This window comes from Streptomyces sp. BoleA5, from assembly GCF_000373665.1.
Taxonomy (GTDB): domain Bacteria; phylum Actinomycetota; class Actinomycetes; order Streptomycetales; family Streptomycetaceae; genus Actinacidiphila.
This window is the reverse complement of record NZ_KB892155.1, coordinates 220,126-236,807: the sequence shown is the minus strand read 5'-3', so window position 1 is coordinate 236,807 and position 16,682 is coordinate 220,126. Positions and strand designations below refer to the sequence as shown.

Genomic DNA, 16,682 nt, shown 5'->3' with positions numbered 1-16,682 from the left:
CCTGCGGTCAGGAGGCGGCGAGGGCTGTGGTGAGGGCCGCGGCGAGTTCGGGGTCGTCGAGGCGTTCGATGCGGATGTCGTCGCAGCCGACCCATGTGGCGGCCTCGCGCAGCGCCTGCGCCATGGGCTCGACGGCGCGCGCGGATTCGAGTGAGACCTGACGGGCGATCAGGGTGGTTCCCTCGCGGGCCGGGTCGGCGCGGCCGACCAGCCGGCCGCCGGCCAGCAGCGGCATCGCGAAGTAGCCGTGTATGCGCCGGGGCTTGGGGACGTACGCCTCCAGGCGGTGGGTGAAGCCGAAGACGCGCTCGGTGCGGGGCCGGTCCCAGATCAGTGAGTCGAAGGGGGAGAGCAGGGTCGTGCGGTGCCGGCCGCCGCGGGAGGCCTCGGCCAGGGCGGTGGGGTCGGCCCAGGCGGGCTTGCCGCCCCAGCCCTCGACCTGCACGGGGACCAGGCCGGTGTCGGCGACGACCGAGTCGACCTGCTCGCCCTTGAGGCGGTGGTAGTCGGCGAGGTCGGCCCGGGTGGCGACGCCCAGTGCCGCGCCGGCCTGGGCGACCAGGCGGCGCAGGCATTCGGTGTCGTCGATGTCGTCGTGGAAGAGGGCGTCGGGTACGGCCCGCTCGGCGAGGTCGTAGACGCGCTTCCAGCCGCGCCGCCGGGTGCAGACGACCTCGCCGGTGTCGAGCAGCCACTCCACCGCGATCTTCGTCTCGGACCAGTCCCACCAGGGGCCGCCGTTCTTGGCGCCGCCGAGTTCGGTCGAGGTCAGGGGGCCGTCGGTCTTGAGCCGGTCCAGGACGGCGGCGGTGGAACGGTCGGCGTCCTGCAGTACGTGCCAGCGGTGGCCGCGGGCCCGCCGGGCGCGGCGGCGGAAGGAGAAGTGCGGCCATTCCTCGATGGGGAGGATGCAGGCGGCGTGCGACCAGTACTCGAAGGCGTGGTTCTCCGTCCAGTACGCGTCCTCGACGGCGGCGCGGCCGACGGCGCCGAGGCGGGCGTACGGGATGAGCTCGTGGGAGCGGGCGAGCACGGAGATGGTGTCCAGCTGCACCGCGCCCAGCCGCCGCAGGACGCCGCGGACGCCGCCGCGGCGGTCGGGGGCGCCGAGGAAGCCCTGGGCGCGCAGGGTGGTCCGGCGGGCGTCGTCGGCGGAGAGGGCCACGGGCTTCGTCATGGGCCCACCCTAGAAGGCGCCACCGACAATCCGGTCCTGGCCGGGTCCGCGGTGCCCGCCCGGCGGGCGGGCGGGGTCCGTGGCCCGGCCGGCCCGGTCATGCGCCCTGGTACGGGAGGTAGGCGGCCCCGCCGGTCAGGCCGAGGTCGGAGGGGAGCAGGGAGCCGATCCACGCGTCGCGGCGGGTGCCCTGGTGGACGATCTTGCCGCGCATGGTGCCCTCCATCCGGAAGCCGGCCTTGAGGGCGACGGCGCGGGAGCCGGCGTTGCCGGCCTCGGCGTACCACTCCAGGCGTTCCACACCGAGTCCCTCGAAGGCCCAGTGGGCGACGGCGCGGGCGGCCTCGGCGGTGAGGCCGCGGCCGCGCTGTTCCTTGGCGGTCCAGTAGCCGAGTTCGGCCTGCCGTTCGGCGGTGTTCAGCTGGGCGAGCCGCACCAGCCCCATGGCACCCACCAGGCGTCCCTCGTCGCGCGTGGTGACGGCGAAGTTGTAGACGGTGTCGTCGCGCCAGCCGTCGGGGCAGGTCCGGGCGACGAACTCCTGCGCGTGCTCGTGGGTGTACGGGGAGGGCACGGGTGTCCAGCGGGGGATCTCCGGGTCCTGGCAGGCGATGCGGACGGCCTCGGCGTCGTCCGGTCCGAAGGGGCGCAGGACGAGACGGTCGGTGGTGAGGGTTATCGGCTCCATGGGTCGGAGTATCCCCGAGCGGGGGGTGCGGTCTCGACCGGAAAAGACCGGATCGGGGCCGCGATCGACAGGGAGAACCGCCCGGCTTGGCGACGGACCTCCCGGCCCGCTGGGGTCCTCGCTTACGATGGCCGTTGCAGCGGGGTGTGACCTGCTGTGCCAGCGCGAGAAACCGTGCCAGGCCCGACCGGCAAGGAGCCAGCCTACGTGTCCGTCCTCAACAAGATCCTGCGTGCAGGCGAAGGCAAGATCCTGCGCAAGCTGCACCGCATCGCGGACCAGGTCAATTCCATTGAAGAGGACTTCGTCGATCTGACGGACGCCGAGCTGAGGGCCCTCACGGACGAGTACAAGGAGCGCTACGCCGACGGCGAGAGCCTGGACGACCTGCTCCCCGAGGCGTTCGCCACCGTCCGCGAGGCAGCCAAGCGCGTCCTGGGTCAGCGGCATTACGACGTCCAGATCATGGGTGGTGCGGCGCTGCACCTCGGTTATGTCGCCGAGATGCGCACCGGCGAGGGCAAGACCCTGGTCGGTACGCTGCCGACGTATCTGAACGCGCTGTCCGGCAAGGGCGTGCACCTGATCACCACCAACGACTACCTCGCCGAGCGCGACTCGGAGTGGATGGGCCGGGTGCACCGCTTCCTGGGCCTGGAGGTCGGTTGCATCCTGGCGAACATGACCCCGGCGCAGCGCCGCGAGCAGTACGCCTGTGACATCACCTACGGCACGAACAACGAGTTCGGCTTCGACTACCTGCGCGACAACATGGCGTGGTCGAAGGACGAACTGGTGCAGCGCGGTCACAACTTCGCGGTGGTGGACGAGGTCGACTCGATCCTCATCGACGAGGCCCGTACCCCGCTGATCATCTCGGGCCCGGCGGACCAGGCCACGAAGTGGTACTCGGACTTCGCCCGCCTGGTGACCCGCCTGAAGGCCGGCGAGGCCGGCAGCATGGGCAAGGCCGAGACCGGCGACTACGACTTCGACGAGAAGAAGCGCACCGTCGCCATCCACGAGGCCGGCGTGTCCAAGGTCGAGGACTGGCTGGGCATCGACAACCTCTACGAGTCGGTGAACACCCCGCTGGTGGGCTACCTGAACAACGCCATCAAGGCCAAGGAGCTCTACAAGAAGGACAAGGACTACGTCGTCATGGACGGCGAAGTCATGATCGTCGACGAGCACACCGGCCGTATCCTGGCCGGCCGCCGCTACAACGAGGGCATGCACCAGGCGATCGAGGCGAAGGAGGGGGTGGACATCAAGGACGAGAACCAGACGCTCGCCACGATCACCCTCCAGAACTTCTTCCGCCTGTACTCCAAGCTCTCGGGCATGACCGGTACGGCGATGACCGAGGCCGCGGAGTTCCACCAGATCTACAAGCTCGGCGTGGTCCCGATCCCGACCAACCGGTCCGTGCAGCGCAAGGACCGGGCGGACCTGATCTACCGCACCGAGGAGGCGAAGTTCGCCGCGGTCGTCGACGACATCGTCGAGAAGCACGAGAAGGGCCAGCCGGTCCTGGTCGGCACCACCTCGGTCGAGAAGTCCGAGTACCTGTCGCAGCAGCTGAACAAGCGCGGCGTCCCGCACGAGGTGCTGAACGCCAAGCAGCACGAGCGCGAGGCCTCGATCGTCGCGCAGGCCGGCCGCAAGGGCGCCGTCACGGTGGCCACCAACATGGCCGGCCGCGGTACGGACATCAAGCTGGGCGGCAACCCGGACGACCTGGCCGAGGCGGAGCTGCGGCAGCGCGGCCTGGACCCGGTGGAGCACGTCGAGGAGTGGGCGGCGGCCCTGCCGGAGGCGCTGGAGCGCGCCGAGGCGGCGGTCAAGGCCGAGTTCGAGGAGGTCAAGGAACTCGGCGGCCTCTATGTGCTGGGCACCGAGCGCCACGAGTCGCGGCGCATCGACAACCAGCTGCGCGGCCGCAGCGGCCGTCAGGGCGACCCGGGCGAGTCCCGCTTCTACCTCTCCCTCGGTGACGACCTGATGCGCCTGTTCAAGGCGCAGATGGTGGAGCGCGTGATGGCGATGGCCAACGTTCCCGACGACGTGCCGATCGAGAACAAGATGGTGACCCGCGCCATCGCCTCCGCCCAGTCGCAGGTCGAGCAGCAGAACTTCGAGATCCGCAAGAACGTCCTGAAGTACGACGAGGTGCTCAACCGGCAGCGCGAGGTCATCTACGGCGAGCGCCGCCGCGTCCTGGAGGGCGAGGACCTGCACGAGCAGGTGCAGCACTTCATGGACGACACGATCGACGACTACATCGCGATCGAGACCGCCGAGGGCTTCGCCGAGGACTGGGACCTGGACCGGCTGTGGGGTGCTTTCAAGCAGCTCTACCCGGTCACGGTGACCGTGGAGGACCTGGAGGACGCCGCGGGCGACCGGGCGGGCATCACCGCGGACTTCATCGCGGAGATGGTCAAGGACGACATCCACGAGCAGTACGACGGGCGGGAGCAGCAGCTCGGCTCGGAGATCATGCGCGAGCTGGAGCGGCGCGTGGTGCTGTCGGTGCTGGACCGCAAGTGGCGTGAGCACCTGTACGAGATGGACTACCTGCAGGAGGGCATCGGCCTGCGGGCGATGGCGCAGCGCGACCCGCTGGTGGAGTACCAGCGCGAGGGCTACGACATGTTCAAGGCCATGATGGACGGCATCAAGGAGGAGTCCGTCGGCTACCTGTTCAACCTGGAGGTCCAGGTCGAGCAGCAGGTCGAGGAGGTGCCGGTGGACGCCGGCGGCCCGCAGGACGCGGCTCCGACGCTGGTCAAGCAGGACGCCCGTCCGGAGATCCGGGCCAAGGGCCTGGAGGCCCCGAAGCGGGCCGACCGGCTGCACTTCTCCGCTCCCACGGTGGACGGCGAGGGCGGTGTCGTCGAGGGCGACTTCGAGAGCGACGCGGGCGCGGAGTCGGACGGCCTGACGCGGGCGGAGCGCCGCCGCGCGGCCAAGGGCGGCCGGCGCCGCAAGAAGTAGCGTTCACGCGTTCCGGGGCCGGACTCCTGACGGGGTCCGGCCCCGGCGCGTGTCCAGGCCCCGGCGCGTGTCCCGGCGCCGGCCCCGGCTCGCGCTCCGGCGGGGTCAGTGCGCCTCGACGGCGGAGCAGCGCCAGCCGGCGGTGCCGGCGCGTGCCGGCCCTTCACGTCCCGGTGCCGCTGCCGGTGCCTCGCGGCCCGCGCGCTCCAGCCGGAAGGCGAGGGCGCGTGCGACGTGCGGGGTGAGCAGGACGACGGCGCTGACCTCGACGGCCGCGCCGTCGAGGACGGGGGAGACGTGCGGCGGCCCCAGCAGCCGCGGCAGGTGGCCGCGGGAGACGTAGCGCCAGTCGGCGCGGGCTCCCACCAGGTCCCAGAGCCGGTCGTAGGCCTCGGGCCGCATCCGTCCGGCGAGGGTGGTGATGGGCCGTCGTCCGGTGAGGACCTCCAGCAGCCGCCCGGCGAACCAGACGTGCGGCGGCAGGGCGGTGACGTGCCGCGCCGGTGAGGGCGCCGGCGCGGACGCGGGCATGGGCGTGAGGACAGGCATGGTGTGGACCCCCGTGGTCTACCGACTGGTAACCGGGTTCTACGGTGACGGGTGCGGCCGGGGGAAGCCGGGCCGGCGATGTCCGGGAGGCGGTGCGGGATTCACCTATCAGGGGTGGTGCGCCCGTATGCTGACGCCATGCGCGTCTACATCCCCACGACCCTCCCAGGCCTGGCCGAGGCGCACAAGGCGGGTGAGCTGGGCCCCGCCCCGCTGGACGCCTTCGCCGTCACCCCGAGCCTGCGCGAGTGGTACGTCTCCGACGACATCGAGGAACTGGAGTACGCCGCGCTGACGCGCGCCGCCCAGGCCTCCCTGCGCCAGCTGGCCGCCACCCCGGACGCGCCCAGGCGCCGCGTGGTGGTCGCGGTGGACGTCGCCGACGCCGCCGTCGCCTTCGACCCCGACCGCGGCCTGGACCCCTCGGCGCTGGGCGCGGTGCGGCTGGCCGCACCCGTGCCGATGACGAGGGCGGCCGCCGTCCACGCCGACGCCGACGACGCCGAGCAGGACGTCACGGCGGCCGCCGACGCCCTCGGCGCGGCCGACGCGGGCGACGACGACGCCCGCTTCACCGTCGACGGAGCCGAGGACCACGAGCTGCTCTGGTACGCCACTCAGGAGATCACCTCGCTCATTGCGTGAGGTGACCGCGCGAACACGCCGTGAGTGGATTTGACCTGGGCACTTGCCTTGAGGACATGGGGTCTGGGTACGGTTTCGGGTGTGAACGCGCATCTCGTGTGGGACTGGAACGGCACGCTGCTCCATGACATCGACGCGGTGATCGAGGCGACCAACGCCTCCTTCGCCGAGATCGGGCTGCCGCGGATCACGCTGGAGCGTTACCGCGAGCTGTACTGCGTGCCGGTGCCCCTGTTCTACGAGCGGCTCATGGGCCGGCTGCCCACCGACGAGGAGTGGGAGGTGATGGACGACATCTTCCATCGCCACTACTGGACCCTCGCCGGTACGTGCGGCCTCGCCGAGGGGGCGGCGGAGATCCTGGCGCGGCGCCGCTACGAGGGGCTGACGCAGTCGCTGTGCTCCCTGGCGCCCCACGATCGGCTGATACCGATCCTGCGCACGCACGGCATCGAGAACCACTTCCTTCGGGTGGACGGCCGCACCCAGGGCAGCCACAGCGGCAAGTCCGAGCAGATGGCGCGGCACGTCGCGGCGATGGAGGGCATAGCGGCGGACCGCATGGTGGTCATCGGCGACGCCGTCGACGACGCCGTGGCCGCCCGCCACGTCGGGGCCATGGCGGTGCTCTACACCGGCGGCTCGCACAGCCGGGCCAGCCTGGAGACCGCGGGGGTGCCCGTGGTGGACACCCTGGAGCAGGCCGTGGAGACCGCCGAGGCCCTGGTCGCCGCCTGAGCCCGGCCCACGGCGGCCGTCCGACCGATCGCCGTTCGCCCGGCTGCCCGGGCCCCGCCGGGGACTCGGGCACCGGCCGTCAGGCCACCGGCGCCTTGGAGCGCAGCACGGTGAGGAACTCGCGCATCCACGCCGGGTGGTCCGGCCAGGCACGCGAGGAGACCACGACGCCGTCGACGACGGCCTCGGAGTCCTGGAAGCTTGCGCCGGCCGCCTCCATGTCCATCTCCAGCGCCGGGTAGGCGGTGACGCGGCGCCCGCTGAGGGCGCCCACGGCGGCCGTCAGCAGGGGGCCGTGGCAGATCTGCGCGACGGGCTTGTCGGCGTCGAAGAACGCCTTGAGGACCTTGCGCAGCTCAGGGTCGTTGCGCAGGTACTCGGGAGCGCGCCCGCCGGGGACGACCAGGGCCGCGTACTCGCCGGGCTCGACGTCCGCGAAGGACAGGTCGGCCGGCCAGGTGTAGCCGGGCTTCTCGGTGTAGGTGTCGAAGCCGTCCTCGAAGTCGTGGACGACGAACCTGAGCTTCTTGCGGCTGGGGGCCGCGATGTGCACCTCGTACCCCTCTTCGAGGAGCCGTTGGTAGGGGTACATGACTTCCAGCGATTCCGCCGCGTCGCCGGTCACGATCAGGATCTTGGTGGCCATGGCTGGGTGTCCCGCCTCTCGCCGTCTGCTGTCCGTCTGCTGTCCGTCCGCTGCGTGCTGCTGCCGTCCGCCGTTCCGCGCCGATGCCGTGTGAACGTCCTGGTACATCTCCGTGACGCTCCCCTCCTCAACCTGCACCCGCCCGGCCGGACTGTCCAGTTCGTCAAAGATTGGTTCGTGGTTTTGTACACAAAGAGCCCCTGACAGCCCCCCCGGCCGTAGCGATAGCCTTACAGCGTGATCAGCGCTGATCCATCGATCACCATCACCTACGTCACGCAATGGCGCGCGACAGGAGCATGAGGACATGCAGACCAAGCTGGACGAAGCAAAGGCCGAGCTGCTCGCACGGGCGGCCCGGGTAGCTGAGAACAGCCCGGCGGGGGGACAACCTGGCCAGGGCCTCGAGAAGGAGGCGCTGGGAGCCTTCCTTCAGCGCTACTACCTGCACAGCGCCCCGGAGGACCTGCTCGACCGCGACCCGGTGGACGTCTTCGGCGCCGCCGTGTCCCACCACCGTCTCGCCGAGGTGCGCCCGCAGGGGACGGCCAACGTCCGCGTGCACACCCCCTCGGTGGAGGAGAACGGCTGGACGTGCAGCCACACCGTCGTCGAGGTGGTCACCGACGACATGCCGTTCCTGGTCGACTCCGTCACCAACGAGCTGTCCCGTCAGGACCGCGCGATCCACGTCGTCGTCCACCCGCAGATGCTGGTGCGCCGTGACGTGACCGGGAAGCTGCTGGAGGTGCTGGACGCCGCGCCGGGCGACGCCTCCGGTGTGCCGCACGACGTGCTGGTCGAGTCCTGGATCCACGTGGAGATCGACCGCGAGACCGACCGCGACGACCTGAAGCAGATCACCGCGGACCTGCGCCGGGTCCTGTCCGACGTCCGCGAGACCGTCGAGGACTGGCAGAAGATGCGCGACGCCGCGCTGCGCATCGCCGACGAGCTGGCCGCGACCCCGCCCGCGCTGCCCGAGCAGGAGGTCGGCGAGGCCTGGGAGCTGCTGCGCTGGCTCTCCGAGGACCACTTCACCTTCCTCGGCTACCGTGAGTACGCGCTGACCACGGAGACCACCCCCGAGGGCGAGGAGGACGTGCTCACCGCCGTCCCCGGCACCGGCCTGGGCATCCTGCGCTCCGACCCGCAGCACCGCGTGGAGGAGTCCGAGAGCGGCCAGGCGGTCTCGCCGTCCTTCAACCGGCTGCCCGCGGACGCCCGCAAGAAGGCCCGCGAGCACAAGCTGCTGATCCTCACCAAGGCCAACAGCCGTTCCACCGTGCACCGCCCGTCCTACCTCGACTACATCGGGGTGAAGAAGTTCGACGCCGACGGCAACGTCGTCGGCGAGCGCCGCTTCCTCGGCCTGTTCTCCTCGGCCGCCTACACCGAGTCCGTGCGCCGCGTGCCGGTGATCCGCCGCAAGGTGCAGGAGGTGCTGGACGGCGCGGGCTTCTCGCCGGACAGCCACGACGGCCGCGACCTGCTGCAGATCCTGGAGACCTACCCGCGCGACGAGCTCTTCCAGACCGGGCCGGACGAGCTGCGCGAGATCGTCACCAGCGTGCTCTACCTGCAGGAGCGCCGCCGGCTGCGGCTGTTCCTGCGCCAGGACGAGTACGGCCGCTACTTCTCGGCGCTGGTCTACCTGCCCCGCGACCGCTACACCACGGGCGTGCGGCTGCGGCTGACGGACATCCTCAAGGAGGAGCTGAACGGCGTCACCGCCGACTTCACCGCCTGGAACACTGAGTCGGTCCTCTCCCGGCTGCACTTCGTGGTCCGCGTCGCGTCCGGCACCGCGCTGCCGCACCTGACCGAGCGCGACGTCGAGCGGATCGAGAACCGGCTCGCCGACGCGGCCCGCTCCTGGGCGGACGGCTTCGCCGAGGCGCTGACCTCGGAGTGCGGCGAGGAGCGCGCGGCCGAGCTGACCCGCCGCTACGCGCACGCCTTCCCCGACGGCTACCGCGCCGACTTCACGCCCCGCGCGGCCGTCGCGGACCTGCAGCACCTGGAGCGGCTGGGCGGCGAGGACTTCTGCCTCAGCCTGTACGAGCCGGTCGGCGCCGCACCCGACGAGCGCCGATTCAAGATCTACCGCACCGGCGCCCCCGTCTCGCTGTCCGCGGTGCTGCCCGTACTGCAGCGCCTGGGCGTCGAGGTCATCGACGAGCGCCCGTACGAGTTGCGCCGCGCCGACGGCACCCGCGCCTGGATCTACGACTTCGGGCTGCGCATCGACCCCTCGCTCGGCGACCTCGGCGACGACGCCCGTGAGCGCTTCCAGGACGCCTTCACCGCGACCTGGACCGGGCAGGCCGAGAACGACGGCTTCAACTCGCTGGTGCTGCGCGCCGGCCTGTCCTGGCGCCAGGCGATGGTGCTGCGGGCGTACGCCAAGTACCTGCGGCAGGCCGGCACGGCCTTCTCCCAGGACTACATGGAGGACACCCTCCGCAACAACGTCCACACCACCCGGCTGCTGGTCAACCTCTTCCAGGCCCGGCTCTCCCCGGACCACCAGCGGGCCGGCAGCGAGCTGACCGACGCCCTGCTGGAGGAGGTGGACGCCGCCCTGGAGCAGGTCGCCAGCCTGGACGAGGACCGCATCCTGCGCTCCTTCCTGACCCTGATCAAGGCGACGCTGCGCACCAACTACTTCCAGCGCGCCGACGGCGGCAGGCCGCACTCCTACGTGTCGATGAAGTTCGACCCGCAGGCCATCCCGGACCTGCCCGCGCCGCGCCCGGCGTACGAGATCTGGGTGTACTCGCCGCGCGTGGAGGGCGTGCACCTGCGCTTCGGCAAGGTCGCCCGCGGCGGCCTGCGCTGGTCCGACCGGCGCGAGGACTTCCGTACCGAGATCCTCGGCCTGGTCAAGGCGCAGATGGTGAAGAACACCGTCATCGTGCCGGTCGGCGCCAAGGGCGGCTTCGTCGCCAAGCAGCTGCCGGACCCGTCCGCCGACCGCGAGGCGTGGCTGGCGGAGGGCATCGCGTCCTACAAGACGTTCATCTCCGGTCTGCTCGACGTCACCGACAACCTGGTCGGCGGCCAGGTCGTGCCGCCGGCCGACGTGGTCCGCCACGACGGCGACGACACCTACCTGGTGGTCGCCGCGGACAAGGGCACCGCGTCCTTCTCGGACATCGCCAACGAGGTCGCCACCTCCTACGGCTTCTGGCTCGGCGACGCCTTCGCCTCCGGCGGCTCGGTCGGCTACGACCACAAGAAGATGGGGATCACCGCCCGCGGCGCGTGGGAGTCGGTCAAGCGGCACTTCCGCGAGATGGGCCACGACACCCAGAGCGAGGACTTCACCGTCGTCGGCGTCGGCGACATGTCCGGTGACGTCTTCGGCAACGGCATGCTGCTCAGCGAGCACATCCGGCTGGTCGCCGCCTTCGACCACCGGCACATCTTCATCGACCCCGTGCCGGACGCGGCGACCTCGTACGCCGAGCGCCGCCGGATGTTCGAGCTGCCGCGCTCCTCGTGGGCGGACTACGACACCAAGCTGATCTCGCACGGCGGCGGGGTCTTCCCGCGCAGCGCCAAGGCGATCGCGCTGACCCCGCAGATCCGCAAGGCGCTCGGCATCGACCAGCCGGTGGCGAAGATGACCCCGGCCGACCTGATGAGGGCGATCCTCAAGGCCCCGGTGGACCTGCTGTGGAACGGCGGCATCGGCACCTATGTGAAGGCCGCCACCGAGACCCACCCGGACGTCGGCGACAAGGCCAACGACGCGATCCGTGTGGACGGCGGCGAGCTGCGCGTCAAGGTCGTCGGCGAGGGCGGCAACCTGGGCCTGACCCAGCTCGGCCGGATCGAGTTCGCCCAGTCCGGCGGCCGGGTCAACACCGACGCGATCGACAACAGCGCCGGTGTGGACGCCTCCGACCACGAGGTCAACATCAAGATCCTGGTCAACGCGGTCGTCGCCGACGGCGACATGACGGTCAAGCAGCGCAACTCGCTGCTGGCCGAGATGACCGACGAGGTCGGCTCCCTGGTGCTGCGCAACAACTACGCGCAGAACGTGGCCCTGGCCAACGGCATGGCCCAGTCCGCCAGCCTGCTCCACGCCCACCAGCGCTACCTGCGCAAGCTGGTCCGCGAGGGCAAGCTGGACCGGGCCCTGGAGTTCCTGCCCTCCGACCGGCAGATCCGCGAGCGGCTGAACGCCGGTCACGGCCTGACCCTGCCGGAGATGGCCGTCCTCCTGGCCTACACGAAGATCACCGTGGCGGAGGAGCTGCTCGGCACCGGCCTGCCCGACGACCCGTACCTGCGGCAGCTGCTCGACGCGTACTTCCCCAAGGCGCTGCACGAGCGGTTCCAGGGGCAGATCGACGGACACGCGCTGCGGCGCGAGATCGTGACGACGGTGCTGGTCAACGACACCGTCAACACCGGCGGCACCACCTTCCTGCACCGCTTCAAGGAGGAGACCGGGGCCACCACCGAGGAGATCGTGCGGGCGCACACCGCGGCCCGCGCCATCTTCGCCCTGGGCGGCATCTGGGACGAGGTGGAGGCGCTCGACACGGTCGTGCCGGCGGACGTCCAGACCCGGATCCGGCTGCACTCGCGGCGGCTGGTCGAGCGGGGCACCCGCTGGCTGCTGAACAACCGGCCGCAGCCGCTGGCGATCGCCGAGACGATCGACTTCTTCCGCGAGGGCGTCGCCACGGTGTGGGCGGTGCTGCCGAAGCTGCTGCGCGGCGCGGATCTGGAGTGGTACGAGTCGATCCACGACGAGCTGACCGGCGCGGGCGTGCCGGAGGAGCTGGCGACGCGGGTCGCCGGGCTCTCCTCGGCCTTCCCGACGCTCGACATCGTCGACGTCGCCGACCGGACCGGCAAGGACCCGCTGGCGGTCGCCGAGGTCTACTACGACCTCGCCGACCGGCTGCAGATCACGCAGCTGCTCGACCGGATCATCGAGCTGCCGCGCGCCGACCGCTGGCACTCCATGGCCCGTGCGTCGATCCGCGAGGACCTGTTCGCGGCGCACGCCGCACTCACCCAGGACGTGCTGTCCGTCGGCAACGGCTCCTCCACCCCGGAGCAGCGCTACCAGGCGTGGGAGGAGTCCAACAGCGCGCTGATCGGGCGTGCCAGGACGACCCTGGACGAGATCCAGGGCTCGGAGACCTTCGACCTGGCGAACCTGTCGGTGGCGATGCGGACGATCCGCTCGCTGCTGCGCGCCCGCCGCTGACGCGTACGACCGCGACACGACGACGGCAGGGGCCGGGGAGCACGCTCCCCGGCCCCTGCCGCGTGGCGGGGCTCAGCCGACCCGGTACAGCCGCTCACCGGTGCGCGGGCCCTGGGCGACCTGGACGCCTCCCGGCGGGGCGGGCTCGCCGGGCGCGGTCATCACCCACTTCACGTGGTAGCGGCGGGCGATGTCCAGGCGCTGGTCCACGGGCGTGGAGGGGGCCAGGTAGGCGCGTACGTCGGCCTCGCGGCGCTCGCGGTCGGCCGCCGTGGTCGACGGGTCCGGCCAGGCCGGTGAGACGAGGAACGCGCCGTAGGCCGGCATGACGTGCGTCGGGTTGTACCCGTCGGTCAGGAGGACGTCGCCGGCGGCGATGTGCTCCTGCGCCCACAGGTAGCTGGGCCAGGTGCTCAGCCGCTGCAGGTGCAGCGCGGGCGGGACGTAGCGTGCCGGGACGACCGCGCCCGCCTGCGCGAGCAGTCCCGCGCAGGCCGCGACCGCCGCCAGCGGCGCCAGCACGCGGCGCAGCCCGGTCCACGGCGGGGCCTCGGCCAGCTCGATCGCCAGCGCGAACTGCAGTGGCACCAGCAGCAGCCCGAAGATCCGACCGAAGGAGTAGGAGCCGCTGAGCCAGCCGTAGGCGGCGACGGCGCAGTCCGCGGCGAACATCAGCACCAGCGGGTCGAAGCGGTTGACGCGCAGCCGGTACAGCAGGGCCGGCAGCCCGGCCAGGGCCAGGCCGTACCACTGCCACAGGTTCGCGTACAGCCGCTGGTGGACGTCGTCGACGGTGGGGTCGCCGAGGAGGGAGGAGAGGCTGAAGTAGGGCCACCAGGCGGCGACGGCGAAGGCGACCGCGCCGGTCAGCGCCCAGCGGCCGAGGACCCCGGCGGCGACCGGCATGCGCTGCATGCCGATGACGATGGCGAGCACGCCGATGACGGTGCCCATCGCCGTGAAGGGGTGCACCAGCAGCACGGTCCCGACGAGCAGCCCGAGCCAGGCGTGCAGCCAGGTCCCCGCGACGCCGCGCCGGGCCGCCCGCGCGGTGAGCGCCCACACCCAGAACGTCACGCCGACGGCGAAGGCGCTGGGGTAGGTCAGTCCCCTGATCATCGACTGCAGGCCGAGGAAGCCGCTCCACTCCTTGTACTGCGGCCCCCACAGCAGCACGAACGCGGCGAGCGCCAGCACCGGCGCCCAGCGCCGGCGGCTCAGTTCCCGGGTGAAGGCGCCGATGCCGGTGACGATCAGCGCCAGGTTGACCGGGCCGCAGCCCTTGAGCAGTTGCCAGCCCGGTACGCCGGTCAGCTTCGACAGCAGCCCCAGCACCACGGTGTACGGGGTGAAGTAGGGGCTGCCGGTGCCCGGCACGTCGAGCAGCGGGTTGGCCGGGTGCAGCCAGTCGGCGGCGATCCGCTCGATCGCGGCGGCGTGCTGGCCGAAGTCGGAGGCGAGGGGGGACTGCCAGGTGCGGTAGGCCACCACCGCCCAGAAGAGGGTGCCGAGGATCAGGTACGGCGTGGGCCGGCGCGCGTCCCGCAACTCGTACGCCTGGGTCCGCCAGTCCCGCTGGGTCAGCACGCCGGTCACCGCAGCCCTCCCGGCCCTCGTCCGCTCGCCACCTCGTCCCCTCGATGCTTGATCGTGAGGGGCGCCGCTGCATCCCGGCGGGGCCCGTATGGGGCGTCGCCAGGGCTGCGCTACGGCTGCGCGGCGGCCTCCTGCGGCCCGGAGCGCGGCTCCGCGGGCGGGGCGGCGCCGGCCAGGAGCGCCGGCGCCGGTGCGGGGGCGCGGGCATCCAGGGGCACGACGGGCAGCGGCTCGGTCTCGCCGAGGAAGACCCGCCGTACGACCCGCTCGGCGGCCCGGCCGTCGTCGAAGGCGCAGAAGCGGCGGCGGAACGCGGCCCGCAGCCGGGCCGCCTCCGGGCTGTTCCAGGTGCCGTCGCGGAAGGCCGCGATCAGCTCGTCGTCGCTGGTGGAGACCGCGCCTGGGGTGTCGCCCGGGGCGCCGGACAGCAGGTCGAAGTAGACGCCGCGGCTGGCCCGGTAGACCGGCCAGTCGTCGGCGTGGACGACGATGGGACGGTCGAGGAGCGCGTAGTCGAACATGATCGACGAGTAGTCGGTGACGAGGGCGTCGGCGGCCAGGCACAGCTGCTCGACCGATGGGTGCCGGGACACGTCGACCAGCAGCCCCTCCTCGTGCAGCGCCTTCAGCCGGGCGTCCTCGCCGTGGAAGTAGTGGATGCGGGTCAGCAGGACGAAGTCCTCGCCGAGCGCCCGGCACACCCGCTCCACGTCCAGCCGCGGCACGAAGTTCCGCTGGTAGTCGCGGGTCGTCGGCGCGTACAGGACCGCGGTGCGCCCGGGAGCGATGCCCAGGGCCGCGCGGGCGTGGGCGACCTCGGCGGCGCCGGCCGTCAGGAAGACGTCGTTGCGCGGGTAGCCGGTCTCCAGGTGCTGCCAGGAGGAGGGGTAGACGCGCTCCCAGATCTCGCTGGAGTGCGGGTTGGAGGACAGGCTGTAGTCCCAGCGGTCCACCCGTTCCAGCAGCCGGCGGAAGCTCATGCCCTTGGCCGAGGCGGGGTAGCGCTGCTGGTCGATGCCCATCTTCTTCAGCGGGGTGCCGTGGTGGGTCTGCAGGTGGACGCTGCCGGGCCGCTTGCGGACGTCGTTGGGGAAGTTGACGTTGCTGATCAGGTACGTCGCCCGGGCCATCAGCCGCCAGTAGCGCCGGGTGCGCGGCACCACGTAGTCCACGCCCTTGGGCACCCGCGGCACGTCGGACTTGCGGACCAGCCACACCCCGTGGACGCCCGGGGCGATCTCCCGCGCCTTGTGGTAGATCGCGGCCGGGTTGCAGAACACCCCGCGGTCCCAGTACGCCGAGTACACCGCGAGGTTGGGGTCGAGCGGCCGCCGCAGGTGGTAGGCGTACAGGGCGGCCTTGGCCCGCTGCGTGACCTGCCGGCGCAGCGACCGCCTGCGCCGGGTCAGTTCCTTGCGGGCCCCGCGCGGTACGTCTCCCAGGCGGGCCAGCAGCCAGCTGCCGCGGGCCAGCCGCGCGTAGCCGAGGGCCTTGTCGGCGGGCGGTGCGAAGCCCTCCGGGACGTGGCGGGCGTACCAGCGGGCCGCGAGCCGGAAGAACTCGCCGCGCAGCCGCGGCGGGATCCGGTCGGGGTTGCCGAGGCAGAACAGGAAGTGGCTGACGGCCCGTTCGAACAGCATCGGCCGCAGTGGCGCGAGGTGCTCGCGGCCGGGCGCGTCGAGGAACTCGAAGAGCCGGGTGTACTGGTCGAGGATGACGAAGTGGTTGCGGCCCGGGCTGCGGGTGCTGGCGCCGCTGCGCCGCTGCCGGTACTCCAGCACCACCCGGGCCAGGCAGGAGATCCGCTCGGCGCTGAGCATCGTCTTGTAGGAGACGAGGGCGTCCTCGTAGATGCCGTCGCTGAAGGAGAATCCGTGCTCCCCGTAGAAGGCGCGGCGGTAGACGCGGTTGGAGGTGATCGCGAACAGCCGCAGGAACTCGGGGCGTTCGGTGATCCGGAAGACATCGGTGCCGGCCGAGGCGAGCAGTCCCCCGAAGACGCTCTTCTCGGCGGCCTCCCACCAGTAGGTGCGCACATGGTCGAAGTAGAGGATGTCCGGATCGCCGTCCTGCTTCAGCCGCTCGGCGACCGCCTCCAGGGAGCCGGGGGCGAGGGTGTCGTCGCCGTCGAGGAAGAGCAGGTAGTCGCCCGTGGCGCGCTCCGCGCCGGTGTTGCGGGCCCGCCCCACGCCCTGGTTCTCCTCGTGGTGCAGCGCGATCACCCGCGAGTCGCGTGCCGCGTACTCGTCGAGGATGCGGCCGCAGTGGTCCGGCGAGCGGTCGTCGACCGCGATCACCTCGAGGTCGGGCAGTGACTGCGACAGCACCGAGTCGAGGCAGGCACGCAGATAGCCCTGCACCTGGTGGACCGGGACGATGACGGAGAAGCGGGGCATGTGGATCCTGG

The 16,682-nt window shown here is 71.7% G+C and carries 10 protein-coding genes; 4 read left to right on the top strand and 6 right to left on the bottom strand.

What is annotated here, in order from left to right; genetic code table 11:
* Positions 1-7: 7 nt before the first annotated feature.
* Together B085_RS0139455 and B085_RS0139450 are read right to left on the bottom strand one after the other, a co-directional pair.
* The gene (locus tag B085_RS0139455; protein ID WP_018564113.1) at positions 8-1,177 is read right to left on the bottom strand and encodes a winged helix-turn-helix domain-containing protein; all 1,170 of its coding nucleotides are present in this window, start codon (positions 1,175-1,177) and stop codon (positions 8-10) included.
* A gap of 97 nt (positions 1,178-1,274) precedes the next feature.
* Positions 1,275-1,865: a GNAT family N-acetyltransferase gene (locus B085_RS0139450; protein WP_018564112.1), complete on the bottom strand. Its 591-nt coding sequence runs from the start codon at positions 1,863-1,865 to the stop codon at positions 1,275-1,277.
* 207 nt (positions 1,866-2,072) lie between these two features.
* Here B085_RS0139450 and secA point away from each other — a divergent pair, with 207 nt between their 5' ends.
* Complete coding sequence (gene secA / locus B085_RS0139445) at positions 2,073-4,865, top strand: preprotein translocase subunit SecA (protein WP_018564111.1); 2,793 nt, start codon at positions 2,073-2,075, stop codon at positions 4,863-4,865.
* A 105-nt stretch (positions 4,866-4,970) separates the two neighbouring features.
* Here the strand turns inward: secA and B085_RS49870 are convergent, their stop codons facing one another.
* Positions 4,971-5,396: an Rv3235 family protein gene (locus B085_RS49870; RefSeq protein WP_018564110.1), complete on the bottom strand. Its 426-nt coding sequence runs from the start codon at positions 5,394-5,396 to the stop codon at positions 4,971-4,973.
* Between the two features lie 156 nt (positions 5,397-5,552).
* Here B085_RS49870 and B085_RS0139435 point away from each other — a divergent pair, with 156 nt between their 5' ends.
* Together B085_RS0139435 and B085_RS0139430 are read left to right on the top strand one after the other, a co-directional pair.
* Positions 5,553-6,059 carry a DUF6912 family protein gene (locus B085_RS0139435; RefSeq protein ID WP_018564109.1) on the top strand — a complete coding sequence of 169 codons (507 nt, stop codon included), beginning with the start codon at positions 5,553-5,555 and terminating at the stop codon, positions 6,057-6,059.
* An 81-nt stretch (positions 6,060-6,140) separates the two neighbouring features.
* Positions 6,141-6,797, top strand: a complete 657-nt coding sequence (locus B085_RS0139430; RefSeq protein WP_018564108.1) for an HAD family hydrolase — start codon at positions 6,141-6,143, stop codon at positions 6,795-6,797.
* Positions 6,798-6,876: 79 nt separating this feature from the next.
* Here the strand turns inward: B085_RS0139430 and B085_RS0139425 are convergent, their stop codons facing one another.
* Entirely contained in the window at positions 6,877-7,443 is a 567-nt protein-coding gene (locus tag B085_RS0139425; RefSeq protein ID WP_018564107.1) for a DJ-1/PfpI family protein, read from the bottom strand.
* 307 nt (positions 7,444-7,750) lie between these two features.
* On the opposite strand from B085_RS0139425, the gene B085_RS0139420 reads away from it, so the two are divergent.
* Positions 7,751-12,679, top strand: a complete 4,929-nt coding sequence (locus B085_RS0139420; protein WP_018564106.1) for an NAD-glutamate dehydrogenase — start codon at positions 7,751-7,753, stop codon at positions 12,677-12,679.
* Positions 12,680-12,751: 72 nt separating this feature from the next.
* On the opposite strand, the gene B085_RS0139415 is transcribed toward B085_RS0139420, so the two are convergent.
* Positions 12,752-14,275 carry a hypothetical protein gene (locus B085_RS0139415; RefSeq protein WP_018564105.1) on the bottom strand — a complete coding sequence of 508 codons (1,524 nt, stop codon included), beginning with the start codon at positions 14,273-14,275 and terminating at the stop codon, positions 12,752-12,754.
* 110 nt (positions 14,276-14,385) lie between these two features.
* The gene (locus tag B085_RS0139410; RefSeq protein ID WP_018564104.1) at positions 14,386-16,671 is read right to left on the bottom strand and encodes a bifunctional glycosyltransferase/CDP-glycerol:glycerophosphate glycerophosphotransferase; all 2,286 of its coding nucleotides are present in this window, start codon (positions 16,669-16,671) and stop codon (positions 14,386-14,388) included.
* Positions 16,672-16,682: the final 11 nt, after the last annotated feature.

What these genes read in the sequence shown, in the direction of transcription:
- B085_RS0139455 (WP_018564113.1), bottom strand. Translation starts at nt 1,177, where the DNA reads ATGACGAAGCCCGTGGCCCTCTCCGCCGACGACGCCCGCCGGACCACC.
- B085_RS0139450 (WP_018564112.1), bottom strand. Translation starts at nt 1,865, where the DNA reads ATGGAGCCGATAACCCTCACCACCGACCGTCTCGTCCTGCGCCCCTTC.
- B085_RS49870 (WP_018564110.1), bottom strand. Translation starts at nt 5,396, where the DNA reads ATGCCCGCGTCCGCGCCGGCGCCCTCACCGGCGCGGCACGTCACCGCC.
- B085_RS0139435 (WP_018564109.1), top strand. Translation starts at nt 5,553, where the DNA reads ATGCGCGTCTACATCCCCACGACCCTCCCAGGCCTGGCCGAGGCGCAC.
- B085_RS0139425 (WP_018564107.1), bottom strand. Translation starts at nt 7,443, where the DNA reads ATGGCCACCAAGATCCTGATCGTGACCGGCGACGCGGCGGAATCGCTG.
- B085_RS0139420 (WP_018564106.1), top strand. Translation starts at nt 7,751, where the DNA reads ATGCAGACCAAGCTGGACGAAGCAAAGGCCGAGCTGCTCGCACGGGCG.
- B085_RS0139410 (WP_018564104.1), bottom strand. Translation starts at nt 16,671, where the DNA reads ATGCCCCGCTTCTCCGTCATCGTCCCGGTCCACCAGGTGCAGGGCTAT.